Origin of the sequence: Kitasatospora sp. NPDC056651 (genome assembly GCF_042792155.1) — a bacterium.
Classification (GTDB): Bacteria; Actinomycetota; Actinomycetes; order Streptomycetales; family Streptomycetaceae; genus Kitasatospora.
Genome location: NZ_JBHTWX010000011.1, coordinates 39,682 through 52,950, shown reverse-complemented (window position 1 = coordinate 52,950; position 13,269 = coordinate 39,682). Strand labels below are relative to the sequence as shown.

The following is a 13,269-nucleotide window of genomic DNA, read 5'->3' as shown; positions in this document are numbered from 1 at the left end:
GTCATGACGAACGACTCCGAATCCCAGCCCGCGGCGGACCTCGGCGACGAGGCCGAGGAAGCCGTCGCCGTCCCGCGCTCGCGGATCCCCGAACTGCTGCACGCCGCGGTCGCGGCCGTCGGCGGCGCGGAACGCCCCGGTCAGGTCCGGATGGCCGAGGCCGTCGCCGACGCCGTCGACCACGGCGAGCACCTGCTCGTCCAGGCCGGCACCGGCACCGGGAAGTCCCTGGCCTACCTGGTGCCCGCGCTCGCCCACGGGGACCGCGTGGTGATCGCCACCGCCACCCTGGCACTCCAGCGCCAGCTGGTGGAACGGGACTTGCCGCGCACCGTCGACGCGCTGCACCCGGTGCTGCGCCGCCGCCCGCTGTTCGCGATGCTCAAGGGCCGCTCCAACTACCTGTGCCTGCACCGCGCCAACGAGGGCACCCCGAGCGAGGAGGGGGAGGGCCTGTTCGACCCGGTGGACGCGCTCGGCGGGCCCACCGGGAAGCTCGGCCAGGACGTGCTGCGGCTGCGCGACTGGGCCGACGAGACCGACACCGGGGACCGCGACGACCTCAGCCCGGGCGTCTCCGACAAGGCCTGGGCCCAGCTGTCGGTCACCTCCAAGGAGTGCCTGGGCGCCACCCGCTGCGCGTACGGGCAGGAGTGCTTCGCCGAGAAGGCCCGGGAGCGGGCCAAACTGGCGGACGTCGTGGTCACCAACCACGCGATGCTCGCGATCGACGCGATCGAGGGCGCGCCGGTGCTGCCCGAGCACGGGCTGCTGATCGTGGACGAGGCGCACGAGCTGGTCAACCGGGTCACCGGCGCGGCCACCGCCGAGCTGACCGTCGGCGCGGTCAACCGGGCGGTCAAGCGGGCCGCGCGGCTGGCCAACGAGAAGGCGGTGGACGCGCTCCAGGCCGCGGCCGAGAACTACCACGGCCTGATGGAGACCGCCCAGCCCGGCCGGGTCGAGGAGCTGCCCGAGTACCTGGCGTACGCGGTCACCGCGATCCGGGACGCCTCCCGCCAGGTGATCACCTCGCTCGGCGAGACCAGGGACAAGGGGCTCAGCGACGAGGACGCCGTCCGCAAGCAGGCGATGGCCTCGGCCGAGACGCTGCACGAGACCGCCGACCGGCTGCTGCAGGACTCCGAGTACGACGTGGTCTGGATCGAGCGCAGTGACCGCTACGGGCTGGGCACCGCCTCGCTGCGGGTCGCCCCGCTGAGCGTCTCCGGGCTGCTGCGCGAGGGGCTGTACAAGGAGCGCTCGGTCGTCCTCACCTCGGCCACGCTCAAGCTCGGCGGGGACTTCAACGGCGTCGCCGCCTCGGTCGGCCTGCCCTCCGAGACCAGGCTGCCGGACGTCCGGACCGCCGGGGACAACCCCGAGTCGGGCTTCGGCGAGGACGCCGTGCCGCACTGGCGCGGGATCGACGTCGGCTCGCCGTTCAAGTACCCCAAGCAGGGCATCCTGTACGTCGCCAAGCACCTGGCCGACCCCGGGCGCGATCCCGAACGGCCGGACATGCTGGACGAGTTGGCCGAGCTGATCGGCGCGGCCGGCGGGCGGACGCTGGGCCTGTTCTCCTCGATGCGCGGCGCCCAGACGGCCGCCGAGGCGATGCGCGAGCGGCTGGACAACCGGATCCTGCTCCAGGGCGAGGACACCCTGGGCGAGTTGATCCGGGAGTTCGCCTCGGACGCGACGACCTGCCTGTTCGGCACGCTCTCGCTCTGGCAGGGCGTGGACGTGCCCGGCTCGGCCTGCCAGCTGGTCGTGATGGACCGGATCCCGTTCCCCCGGCCGGACGACCCGCTGATGAGCGCCCGCCAGAAGGACGTCGAACAGCGCGGCGGGAACGGCTTCATGGCCGTCGCGGCGACGCACGCGGCGCTGCTGATGGCGCAGGGCGCGGGCCGGCTGGTGCGCGCGGCCGACGACCGGGGCGTGGTCGCGGTGCTGGACCCGCGGGTGGAGACCAAGCGGTACGGGAGCTTCTTCCGCTCCTCGATGCCGGAGTTCTGGTACACCACGGACCGCAACCAGGTGCGCCGCTCGCTGGCGGCGATCGACGCCTCGGCGGCGCCGGTGCGGCCGGTGGTCAAGCGGGGCTGAGGGTCCGGGCCGCTCGGGCGCCGGGCTCTCGGCTCAGGGCTTCTCGGCCCCGGGCTTCTCGGCTCCGGGCCCGGCCCGGAAGACGCCGGAGGGGCTCCCCGCGGTCGCGGTGGAGCCCCTCTCCGGTGTTGTCGGTCCGCCGAGTGCTCGGAGGCGGCATGAGGCCGTGACTGAGCGCTCAGCGGCGGCGCGAGGCCGTTTTCCGATCGGCCTCGGCGCGGGGACCCGCCTCGATCAGAGGCGGCGCAGGACCGCGACGACCTTGCCCAGGATGGTCGCGTTGTCGCCGTTGATCGGCTCGTACGCCGGGTTGTGCGGCATCAGCCAGATCCGCCCGTCCTCGCGCTTGAGCCGCTTCACGGTGGCCTCGCCGTCGATCATCGCGGCGACGATGTCACCGTTCTCGGCGACCGGCTGGCGGCGCACGGTGACCCAGTCGCCGTCGCAGATGGCCGCCTCGATCATCGAGTCGCCGCGCACCGTCAGTGCGAACAGCTCTCCCTCGCCGACCAGCTGGCGGGGCAGCGGGAAGACGTCCTCCACCGTCTGCTCGGCCAGGATCGGCCCGCCCGCGGCGATCCGGCCGACCAGCGGGACGTACGAGGTGGACGGCCGCCCCGCCGTCTCGGCGGTGTTCGGACGGGCCACCTCGACGCCACGGACCTCGTAGGCGCGCGGGCGGTGCGGATCCCGGCGCAGGAAGCCCTTGCGCTCCAGGGCCATCAGCTGGTGGGCGACCGAGGAGGTGCTGGACAGGCCGACGGCCTGGCCGATCTCGCGCATGGACGGCGGGTAGCCGCGGCGCTGGACGGAATCCCGGATGACCTCGATCACCCGGCGCTGGCGCTCGGTGAGACCGGCCTCGTCGGTGCGGATGCCGGGGGGGCGGCCGGGCATCGCGCGGGCCGGCGAGGGGTGGGTGTCGTCCATCGCGGGGGAGTGCTCGATCGGCTGGTCGGGAACCCGGGCCGCGCCGGAAAGGGCCGCGCCGGAGAGACGGTGGTCTTCGCTACGGTCCATGCTGATGTCCACACCCTGCTGATTCGTGGTGCGCTGCCCCACCTTGAACTGGGAGTGTTCCTGCACCGGGATGGTGTTGCTTTCGATCGTGTTCACGGCGGCCCCTCTCGACGGCTGTCCTCTCCCTTTTCCAGCCCAACGCGCCGCCTATCGAAAGGTTGCGCCAAACACACGTTCGAGTGAATTATTCGGGAGTTGACCGACTCGATCAAGGCTTTGTTGTACATCGAGTAAATGTTCGAGTGGAACCTGCTCCGGGCAGTCTAATCGGCGTCGACACGCCAGGGTGTTCACCTCCCTCAGGGGCCTAGATGTAGTGGCTACAGTCCTCTCCGTGCCCAGTACTAGTGGTTGCGCCCCATGATCGGCTTGCCCAGGGCGGGGGCGCATCGCATAGACTCGACAGGTCCGAACGTTCTGCCAGGGAGGGATCCCGAGGTGCACTGCCCCTTCTGCCGGCACTCCGACAGCCGTGTTGTCGACAGCCGGACCACCGAGGACGGCAGCTGCATCCGCCGTCGCCGGCAGTGCCCGGACTGCGGCCGCCGCTTCACCACGGTGGAGACGGCCGCGCTGATGGTCATCAAGCGCAGCGGCGTCACCGAGCCGTTCTCCCGGCAGAAGGTCATCACCGGCGTCCGCAAGGCCTGCCAGGGCCGCCCGGTCACCGAGGACGCGCTGGCCCAGCTCGGCCAGCGGGTCGAGGAGTGCGTGCGTGCCAGCGGCAACGCCGAGCTGACCACCCACGACGTGGGGCTGGCCATACTCGGCCCGCTCAAGGAGCTCGACGTGGTCGCGTACCTGCGCTTCGCCAGCGTGTACCAGGCCTACGACGGGCTGGAAGACTTCGAGGCCGCCATCGCGGAGCTCCGCGCCGAGCGGCCCCACACCCCGGAGACGGACGACACCTGCGTGTCCGTCTCCGCCGCCGCGCCCTAGGAGGCGCCGGGCCCCTGACGGGCCCTGTCCCGCACCACCACGGCCCCGCGGGGCCCACGCGTGCCCGAAAACGGGGCACAGAACACTACAAACCGTGCGTAACGGGCGAGGTCTTCGCCTGCCCGCACACCGGAAGAACGAACCAGCAGTGCCCGGATTTTTCAGGGCACTTCGGGCGTTTGCCCAGGAGGAGGAAAAGTGACAGACACCACGAGCGGTTCCGCACGCGGGTCGAAGTCCGAGAAGGCCGCGGCCAAGGGCGCCAAGGCCCCGAAGGGCGGTCTCGGGATGGAGCGCATCTACACCACTCCTGGCGTGCACCCGTACGACGAGGTCCGCTGGGAGCGGCGCGACGTCGTCATGACCAACTGGCGTGACGGCTCGATCAACTTCGAGCAGCGCGGCGTCGAGTTCCCCGACTCCTGGTCGGTCAACGCGGTCAACATCGTGACGTCCAAGTACTTCCGCGGCGCCGTCGGCACCCCGCAGCGCGAGTGGAGCCTCAAGCAGATCATCGACCGCGTGGTGCTCACCTACCGCGCCGCCGGCGAGAAGCACGGCTACTTCGCCACCAAGGACGACGCCGAGATCTTCGAGCACGAGCTGACCCACGCCCTCCTCCACCAGGTGTTCAGCTTCAACTCGCCGGTCTGGTTCAACGTCGGCACCAAGCAGCCCCAGCAGGTCAGCGCCTGCTTCATCCTGTCCGTCGACGACTCCATGGAGTCGATCCTCGACTGGTACAAGGAAGAGGGCATGATCTTCAAGGGCGGCTCCGGCGCCGGCCTCAACCTCTCCCGGATCCGCTCCTCCAAGGAACTGCTCTCCTCCGGCGGCAACGCCTCCGGCCCGGTCTCCTTCATGCGCGGCGCCGACGCCTCCGCCGGCACCATCAAGTCCGGTGGCGCCACCCGCCGCGCGGCCAAGATGGTCGTGCTCGACGTGGACCACCCGGACGTCGAGGCCTTCATCGAGACCAAGGTGAAGGAGGAGGAGAAGATCCGCGCCCTGCGCGACGCGGGCTTCGACATGGACCTCGGCGGGGACGACATCACCTCCGTCCAGTACCAGAACGCCAACAACTCGGTCCGCGTCAACGACGAATTCATGACCGCCGTCGAGAACGGCACCGAATTCGGCCTGCGCGCCCGGATGACCGGCGAGGTCATCGAGACCGTCGACGCCAAGAAGCTGTTCCGCAAGATGGCCGAGGCCGCCTGGGCCTGCGCCGACCCCGGAATCCAGTACGACACCACCATCAACCACTGGCACACCTGCCCGGAGTCCGGCCGCATCAACGCGTCCAACCCCTGCTCCGAGTACATGCACCTGGACAACTCCAGCTGCAACCTCGCCTCGCTGAACCTGATGAAGTTCCTGCGCGACGACGACTCGTTCGACGCCGGGACCTTCGCCAAGGTCGTCGAGCTGGTCATCACCGCGATGGACATCTCCATCTGCTTCGCCGACTTCCCGACCGAGAAGATCGGCGAGACCACCCGCGCGTACCGCCAGCTCGGCATCGGCTACGCCAACCTCGGCGCCCTGCTGATGGCCACCGGCCACGCCTACGACAGCGAGGGAGGCCGCGCCCTGGCCGGCGCCATCACCTCGCTGATGACCGGCACCGCCTACCGCCGCGGCGCCGAACTCGCCGGTGTGGTGGGCCCGTACGACGGCTACGCCCGCAACGCGACCGCGCACCGCCAGGTCATGAAGCAGCACGCGGACGCCTCGCTGGACGCCGTCTCGCTGGACGACCTGGACGCCCCGGTCTGGCTGGCCGCGAACAAGACCTGGCAGGACGTGCTGCGCATCGGCGCGCAGAACGGTTTCCGCAACGCCCAGGCCTCGGTGCTCGCCCCGACCGGCACCATCGGCCTGATGATGGACTGCGACACCACCGGCGTCGAGCCCGACCTGGCCCTGGTCAAGTTCAAGAAGCTCGTCGGCGGCGGCTCGATGCAGATCGTCAACGGCACCGTCCCGCGCGCCCTCAAGCGCCTGGGCTACCAGGACGAGCAGATCGAGGCGGTCGTCGCCCACATCGCCGAGCACGGCAACGTGGTGGACGCCCCGGGCCTGAAGTCCGAGCACTACGAGGTGTTCGACTGCGCGATGGGCGAGCGCGTCATCTCGGCCATGGGCCACGTGCGGATGATGGCCGCGATCCAGCCCTGGATCTCCGGTGCCATCTCCAAGACGGTGAACATGCCCGAGTCCGCCACGGTCGAGGAGATCGAGGAGATCTACTTCGAGGCGTGGAAGATGGGCGTCAAGGCGCTCGCCATCTACCGCGACAACTGCAAGGTCGGCCAGCCGCTGTCGGCCAAGAAGAAGGACACCGAGGAGAAGGCCGCGGAGGCCCCGGCCGCCGCGGTCGAGAAGGTGGTCGAGTACCGCCCGGTCCGCAAGCGCCTGCCCAAGGGCCGTCCGGGCATCACCACCTCCTTCACGGTCGGTGGCGCCGAGGGCTACATGACCGCCAACTCCTACCCGGACGACGGTCTGGGCGAGGTCTTCCTGAAGATGTCCAAGCAGGGCTCGACCCTCGCGGGCATGATGGACGCCTTCTCCATCGCCGTCTCGGTCGGCCTCCAGTACGGCGTGCCGCTGGAGACCTACGTCGCGAAGTTCACCAACATGCGCTTCGAGCCGGCCGGTCTGACCGACGACCCGGACGTGCGGATGGCGCAGTCGATCGTCGACTACATCTTCCGCCGCCTGGCGCTCGACTTCCTGCCGTTCGAGACCCGCTCGGCGCTCGGCATCCACTCCGTCGAGGAGCGCCAGCGCCACCTGGAGACGGGCTCGTACGAGCCGCTGGAGGCCGAGGAGCTCGACACCGAGTCGCTCGCCCAGTCCGCCCCGGTGGCCCCCGCCAGGCCGGCCGTGATCCCGGCCCCGGCCGCCGAGGCGCCCAAGGCGGCCCCGAAGCAGGCCCACAACTCCACGGAGCTGATGGAGATCCAGCTCGGCCTCAACGCCGACGCCCCGCTCTGCTTCTCCTGCGGCACCAAGATGCGCCGCGCCGGCAGCTGCTACCTCTGCGAGGGCTGCGGCTCCACCAGCGGCTGCAGCTGACCGCGCCCGACCCCGGTGGTCACCTCCTGAGGTGACCACCTGAAGCGGGGCGAGGACCTGATGGTCCTCGCCCCGCTTCTTCGCGTCCCGGGGGATGCCGATGTCACGTACGGGGGTGGTGTCCGGTCCCTGGGGGTGACGGTTCCTGATGAGAGGAGTGGTGCGGTGACGGGCACGGTGCTGGTGACCGGGGCGACGGGGACGCTGGGGCGGGAGGTGGTGCGGCTGCTGGTGGAGCGCGGGGCGGCGGTGCGGGGGTTGAGCCGGCGGGTGCGGGGCGGCGGCGACGGGGTCGAGTGGGTGGTCGGGGACCTGGAGAGCGGGGCCGGGATCGCCGAGGCGATGGCCGGGGTCGAGGTGGTGGTGGACTGCGCGACCACGCAGAAGAAGGCGGACGTGGCCGCGGTCCGGACGCTGGTGGCGGAGGCGCGCGAGGCCGGGGTGCGGCACCTGGTGTACGTGTCGATCGTCGGGATCGACCGGGTGCCGCTCGCCTACTACCGGACGAAGCTCGCCTGCGAGCAGCTGGTGCGGGAGTCGGGGCTGGGCTGGACGGTGCTGCGGGCGACGCAGTTCCACGACCTGGTGCTGAGGATCTTCGACGCCTCCGTGAAGCTGCCGGTGTTCCCGGTGCTGAGCGGGACGGCGTGCCAGCCGGTGGACGTGCGGGAGGTGGCCGAGGCGGTCGCGGACCTGGTGTGGGAGGGGCCCGCCGGCTTCGCGCCGGAGGTCGGCGGCCCGCGGGTGCGCTCGTACCGGGAGCTGGCCGAGGCCTACCTGCGGGCGGCGGGCGAGCGCCGGCCGCTGTTGCCGCTGCGCCTGCCGGGGGCGACCGCCCGGGGTTTCCGGGAGGGCGGGAACCTGGCGCCGGAGCGGGCGGTGGGCCGGGGGACCTTCGAGGAGGCGTTGGCGCGGCGGTTCGGCGGGCGCTGAGGTCCGAGGCCTGCGGCACGAGTACACCGGGACGGAGCACCTCCTGCTCGCGGCCCGGGCGAAGAAGGTGCTGGAGCTGTCGCTGCGCGAGTCGCTGCGGCTGAAGTCGGGGGAGATCGCGGTGGGCCACCTGCTGCTCGGGGTGCTGCGCGAGGGGGAGGGGCTCGGGGCGTGGGTGATCGCCGACCACGGGCTGGACCCGGACGCTGTGCGGCGCGCGGTCGAGGAGGAGCTGGGGCGGACGCCCGGGGTGTGAACCGTGGCGTTCGCGGGTGCGACGGGCGGGTCGCCGAGTCGTGTGGGTGACGTGGAAGAAGGGGAGCGCCCGTCAACTGTCCGCTTGAGAGCAATGTCTGAATCGATATGATCGACCGATAGCGTGAACCGATGAACCGCCCGGAACGTTTCACGACGTCGCCGGGCGGTCTCGTATGCGCCCGACCGGCTGTCGGCGCCGACCGTCGTCGGCCGGCAGCCGCGCCGCCGCCCGCCGACGTTGCCGAGGACCGCCCCGATGAGAGAAGCCACCAGCCCCGACGGCCGATCGCGTCGACGGCCCGCGCCGCGCACCGTCGCCCTGACCGCGGCCGCCGTCCTGCTGGCCCTGGTCGCCGCTCCAGTCGGCATCGTCCGGGCACTCGGTGCGCACCAACCGCTCACCGCCCTCGCGGTCGGTGCCGTCACCGCGCTCTGGCTGATCGCCGTCGGCCTCGCGGCGAGCGGAGTCGAGCGCACCCGCCGCCTCACCGAGGAGCTGGCCGCGCAGCACGAGGAGACCCGGGCCGCACTGGTCGCCGCGGGTACCGCCCGGCAGGCCGAGACGGCCGCCGCCGACCGTGCCACCGCCGCGCTCGCCGACCGGGACTTCGCCCGCGCCGAGCAGGCCCGGGCCGAGACGGACGTCGCCGCCGCGCACGCCGAACTGTCCCGGCTGCGGGGCGAACTCGACGCCGAGCGGGCCGGTGCGCGGGAGGAGCGGGCCCGGGTCGCGGCGGAACGCGCCGAGCTGGACCGGATCACCGAGGGCCTGCTGCCCGAGGTGGTGAAGAAGCTGCGGGCCGGCGCGGCCGTGGACAGCGCGCTGGCCGCCCACCGCAAGCACCCCCAGTACGCGCTGCTGCGCGCCGTCGGCGAGGAGATCGGCCGCGGCGAGCGGCTGCGGGCCGCCGCGCTCGCGGTCTGCGCGACCGCCGCCGGGCGGGTGCAGGCACTGGCCACGAGCATGCACGCCGAGCTGCGCGAGATGCAGCACCGGCACGACGAGGAGGTCCTCGGCGACCTGCTGAGCCTGGACCACTCGACCGCCCAGGCGGGCCGGATGGCCGACAGCATCGCGGTGCTCACCGGCGCCCGCTCGGGCCGCCGCTGGGCCAAGCCGATCGCGGTGGAATCGGTGCTGCGCGGCGCGCTCGGCCGGATCGGCGCCTACCAGCGGGTGCGGCTGCACAACGCCAGCACCGCCGCGGTCGCCGGGTACGCCGCCGAGGGCGTGATGCACGCGCTGGCCGAACTGCTGGACAACGCCACCAACTTCTCCGCCCCGCCGGCCGAGGTGCACGTCTACGTCGAGGAGGTGCCCGCCGGGCTGGCGGTCACCGTCGAGGACAGCGGGCTGGGCCTGAGCGACAGCTGGCTGCGCCGGGCCGAGCGGGCCGTCTCCGCCGAACCGCTGGACCTCACCACGCTCTCCGCCGGCACCCGGCTGGGGCTCGCGGTGGTCGGCGTGCTGGCGCGCAAGCACGGTCTGCAGATCTCCTTCCGGCCGTCGGCGCGCGGTGGTACCGGGGTGGTGATGCTGATCCCGCAGCAGCTGGTCACGCATCCGGTTCCGGCCACGGCTCCGACCACCGGCCAGGCGCCCGGTCAGGCGCCCGGTCACGCGCCCGTCCCGGCGCAGGCGCCGCGTACGGAGGCCGCGCGCCCCGCGCTCACCCCGGCGGGTCCTGTCCCCGCGCTGCTGTCCCCGGCGCCCGCCGTACAGCGGGCGCCCTCCCGGACGCCGGGCGCTGCCGTACCCGCCCTGCCGGCCGCGCCCGCCCGGATGACCGACAGCGGCCTGCCGCAGCGGCGCCGGGGGCAGACCCTGGCGACCACCACCGCCCCCGCGACGGCCCAGGCCGAGAAGCCCGTACACGCCGACGCGGCGACCGCGGCCTCCCGGTTCGGCGCGTTCCGCCGGGCCGCCGCCCGTCCCGCGACGGCCGGGCAGCCCGCTGCCGGGCCGGCCCCGGCCGAGCTGCCCCCGGCGGAGCTGCCCCGGGTCGGGGTGCCGGCCGCGGACACCGACACCGACACCTTGCCCGACGCTTCCCCCGTCACCGAGAAGGACACCCCATGAGCAGTGCCACCGACCGTGACCTCGACTGGCTGTTGGAGAACCTGCTGGCGGCGACCCCCGGCACCCGGCACGCCCTGGTCCTCTCCGCCGACGGCCTCAAGCTCTGCCACACCGCCGGGCTGAGCACCGACCAGGCCGACCAACTGGCCGCCATCGCCTCCGGCCTGCAGAGCCTGGCGCACGGCGCCTCGATCGAGTTCGGCGACGGCAGCGGCGGCGTGCGGCAGTCGATGACCGAGTTCCACGGCGGCATCCTGTGCATCGTGGCGGCCGGCGAGGGCACCCACCTGGCGGTGGTGACGGACGACGAGGCGGACGTCGGCGTGGTCGGCCACAACATGCACGGCCTGATCGAGCAGATCGGGGTCCACCTCAGCGCGCCCGCCCGGGGTGCGGAAGGCGAGGCCGCTCAAGAGAGCGCGGGCATATGAACGCTGGGCCGGTGCTGCCGGGCCGTGACGACGACCCGGACCGCCTCTACACCATCACCCGGGGTCGCAGCCGGGCGCCGGAGAACGCCTTCGACCTGGTCACCCTGATCGTCGCCGAGCGGCAGCCGACGCCCGGGATGCAGTCGGAACACGCCCGGATCCTGCGGATGTGCGAGGCGCCGACCGCCGTGGTGGAGGTGGCGGCGGAGCTGTCGCTGCCCGTCTCGGTGGTGAAGATCCTGCTCGGCGACCTGCTGGAGTCCGGGGCGGTCACCGCCCGGCACCCCCGGTTCGCGCCGAACAAGGCCCGGCTGCCCGACCTCGACACGCTGAAGCAGGTGCTGCATGGCCTCCAACAGCTCTGACCTCCGGGCCGCCGGTGACGTCCGCGCCGGTGACGCCCGGCCCGTTGGCGACGCCCCGGTTGCCGCCGTCGCCCGGCCCGCCGGCGCGCGCACCCCGCTGCGGGCGACCGCCGACAACGCGCTGAAGATCGTCGTGGTCGGCGGCTTCGGGGTGGGCAAGACCACGCTGGTCGGCTCGGTCAGCGAGATCCGCCCGCTGAACACCGAAGAGGTGATGACCAAGGCGGGCGAGGGCATCGACCCGGCCGGCGCCTGGGGCAAGCGCTCCACCACGGTCGCCTTCGACTTCGGCCGGATCACCCTCTCCGAGCGCCAGGTGCTGTACCTGTTCGGCGCGCCCGGGCAGGAGCGCTTCTGGTTCCTGTGGGACCGGCTGTTCAGCGGCGCCCTGGGCGCGGTCGTCCTGGTGGACACCCGGCGGCTGGAGGACTCCTGGTACGCGATCGACCGGCTGGAGCACCACGGGACGCCGTTCATCGTGGCCCGCAACAACTTCGGCGAGCCGAGCCACACCCTGGAACAGGTCCGCGAGGCCCTGGACCTGCCGGCCGAGGTGCCGTTGGTGGACTGTGACGCGCGCGACCGCGAGTCCGGCAAGCGGGTGCTGATCGCCCTGGTCCACCATCTGGCCGCGCTGGCCGGTGCGAGCGGGGCCGACCTGGCCGGTGGGGGCGATCCGGCCGACGGGGTCGATCTGTCCGGCGAGGCCGTCCTGCCCGACGGGCCCGCTTCGGAAGGGTTCCGTACCGCGATCTACGAGGAGAGCACCCCGTGACCGAGCCCGCCGCCACCCCGCCCCCGGGCTGCCCGGCGCACGCCGGCGCCACGCCGCTGTACGGGCCGCGCTTCCAGACCGACCCGGCCCAGCTCTACCGCGAGCTGCGCGCCGCGCACGGCCCGGTCGCCCCGGTCGAGCTGGCCGGCGGTGTCCCGGCCTGGCTGGTCATCGGCTACCGCGAGCTCCAGCAGGTGACGAGGCAGTCGCAGCTGTTCGGCCGGGATTCCAGCCGCTGGCACGCCTGGGCGACGCTGCCCGCCGACTGGCCGCTCAAGCCGATGGTGGCGCCCGCCCCCTCGATCCTCTACGCCGAGGGCGAGGAGCACGTGCGGCGCTCGCGGGCGGTCACCGACGCGCTGGCCGGGATCGACCCGTACGAGCTGCGCAAGCACGCCGAGGAGATCGCCGACCGGCTGATCGACGGGTTCGCCGGGCGCGGCGAGGCCGACCTGGTCGTGGAGTACGCGTACCGGATGCCGCTGCTGGTGCTGTGCCGGGTGCTCGGCCTGGACGAGGAGCAGGCACCGCAGCTGATCGCCGCGCTGCTGGCCATGCTGGACGGCGGCCCGGACGCGCCGACCGGTGCCCAGCGGCTGCTGGAGCTGATGCTCGCGCTGGTCGAGGAGAAGGCCGAGCACCCGGGCGCCGACGTCGCCTCGCGGATGCTGGAGCACCCCGCCGGGCTGACCCATGACGAGGCGATGCGCGACCTGCGGGTGCTGCTGATCGCCGGGCACCAGCCGACCTCGTACTGGATCTCCAACGCGCTGCGGCTGATGCTCACCGACGAGCGGTTCGCGGCCTCGCTGGCCGGCGGCCGGCGCAGCATCAGCCAGGCGCTGAACGAGGCGCTCTGGGAGGACACCCCGACCCAGATCTTCGCGGGCCGCTGGGCGGTCCGCGACACCCGGCTCGGCGGCCAGCGGATCTCCGAGGGGGACATGCTCCTGCTCGGGTTCGCCGGGGCCAACGCCGATCCGTCGGTCCGGCAGGCCGACGGCCGTCCGGCCGAGGGGAACCGGGCGCACATGAGCTACTCGTACGGTGAGCACGGTTGCCCGTTCCCGGCCCAGGAGGCGGCCGAGGTGATCGCCACCACCGCGATCGAGGTGCTGCTGGACCGGTTGCCGGACCTGCGGTTGGCGGTGGCCGAGCACGCACTGGTGTGGCGGCCGTCGGCCTGGGTGCGGGGGCTGGTGGCGCTGCCGGTCTCGTTCACCCCGGGCCACCCGGCCTGATCCGCCGCACCGTCCGCCGCCACCCCCGCGC

General features: G+C 72.8%; 11 protein-coding genes. 10 read left to right on the top strand and 1 reads right to left on the bottom strand.

The genetic code is table 11. The annotated features are described in order from the left end of the window. Positions 1 to 3 precede the first annotated feature (3 nt). The gene (locus ACFRAR_RS07350; protein ID WP_380695748.1) at positions 4 to 2,112 is read left to right on the top strand and encodes an ATP-dependent DNA helicase; all 2,109 of its coding nucleotides are present in this window, start codon (positions 4 to 6) and stop codon (positions 2,110 to 2,112) included. 234 nt (positions 2,113 to 2,346) lie between these two features. Here the strand turns inward: ACFRAR_RS07350 and lexA are convergent, their stop codons facing one another. Next, positions 2,347 to 3,228, bottom strand: coding sequence for a transcriptional repressor LexA (gene lexA / locus ACFRAR_RS07345; RefSeq protein ID WP_380695746.1), 882 nt, complete (start codon positions 3,226 to 3,228; stop codon positions 2,347 to 2,349). Between the two features lie 342 nt (positions 3,229 to 3,570). On the opposite strand from lexA, the gene nrdR reads away from it, so the two are divergent. From nrdR to ACFRAR_RS07300, 9 genes are all read left to right on the top strand, one after another. Further along, positions 3,571 to 4,071 carry a transcriptional regulator NrdR gene (nrdR, locus tag ACFRAR_RS07340; RefSeq protein WP_380695744.1) on the top strand — a complete coding sequence of 167 codons (501 nt, stop codon included), beginning with the start codon at positions 3,571 to 3,573 and terminating at the stop codon, positions 4,069 to 4,071. A 198-nt stretch (positions 4,072 to 4,269) separates the two neighbouring features. Further along, complete coding sequence (locus ACFRAR_RS07335) at positions 4,270 to 7,155, top strand: vitamin B12-dependent ribonucleotide reductase (protein WP_380695742.1); 2,886 nt, start codon at positions 4,270 to 4,272, stop codon at positions 7,153 to 7,155. Positions 7,156 to 7,320: 165 nt separating this feature from the next. Further along, positions 7,321 to 8,088, top strand: a complete 768-nt coding sequence (locus ACFRAR_RS07330) for an SDR family oxidoreductase (protein ID WP_380695740.1) — start codon at positions 7,321 to 7,323, stop codon at positions 8,086 to 8,088. Between the two features lie 10 nt (positions 8,089 to 8,098). Then, positions 8,099 to 8,344, top strand: a complete 246-nt coding sequence (locus ACFRAR_RS07325; RefSeq protein WP_380695830.1) for a Clp protease N-terminal domain-containing protein — start codon at positions 8,099 to 8,101, stop codon at positions 8,342 to 8,344. Positions 8,345 to 8,602: 258 nt separating this feature from the next. Further along, positions 8,603 to 10,426, top strand: coding sequence for an ATP-binding protein (locus tag ACFRAR_RS07320; protein WP_380695738.1), 1,824 nt, complete (start codon positions 8,603 to 8,605; stop codon positions 10,424 to 10,426). Next, positions 10,423 to 10,857, top strand: a complete 435-nt coding sequence (locus ACFRAR_RS07315; protein ID WP_380695736.1) for a roadblock/LC7 domain-containing protein — start codon at positions 10,423 to 10,425, stop codon at positions 10,855 to 10,857. The genes ACFRAR_RS07320 and ACFRAR_RS07315 overlap by 4 nt, the downstream gene beginning before the upstream one ends. Next, the gene (locus tag ACFRAR_RS07310) at positions 10,854 to 11,222 is read left to right on the top strand and encodes a DUF742 domain-containing protein (RefSeq protein WP_380695734.1); all 369 of its coding nucleotides are present in this window, start codon (positions 10,854 to 10,856) and stop codon (positions 11,220 to 11,222) included. Before ACFRAR_RS07315 ends, ACFRAR_RS07310 begins: the two co-directional genes overlap by 4 nt. Next, on the top strand, positions 11,203 to 11,997 hold the full coding sequence (locus ACFRAR_RS07305) for an ATP/GTP-binding protein (protein ID WP_380695732.1): 795 nt from the start codon (positions 11,203 to 11,205) through the stop codon (positions 11,995 to 11,997). Before ACFRAR_RS07310 ends, ACFRAR_RS07305 begins: the two co-directional genes overlap by 20 nt. Continuing rightward, complete coding sequence (locus tag ACFRAR_RS07300) at positions 11,994 to 13,238, top strand: cytochrome P450 (RefSeq protein WP_380695730.1); 1,245 nt, start codon at positions 11,994 to 11,996, stop codon at positions 13,236 to 13,238. Before ACFRAR_RS07305 ends, ACFRAR_RS07300 begins: the two co-directional genes overlap by 4 nt. Positions 13,239 to 13,269 lie beyond the last annotated feature (31 nt).

Coding starts and splice junctions, on each gene's coding strand:
- ACFRAR_RS07320 (WP_380695738.1), top strand. CDS start 8,603: ATGAGAGAAGCCACCAGCCCCGACGGCCGATCGCGTCGACGGCCCGCG.
- ACFRAR_RS07310 (WP_380695734.1), top strand. CDS start 10,854: ATGAACGCTGGGCCGGTGCTGCCGGGCCGTGACGACGACCCGGACCGC.
- ACFRAR_RS07305 (WP_380695732.1), top strand. CDS start 11,203: ATGGCCTCCAACAGCTCTGACCTCCGGGCCGCCGGTGACGTCCGCGCC.
- ACFRAR_RS07350 (WP_380695748.1), top strand. CDS start 4: ATGACGAACGACTCCGAATCCCAGCCCGCGGCGGACCTCGGCGACGAG.
- ACFRAR_RS07315 (WP_380695736.1), top strand. CDS start 10,423: ATGAGCAGTGCCACCGACCGTGACCTCGACTGGCTGTTGGAGAACCTG.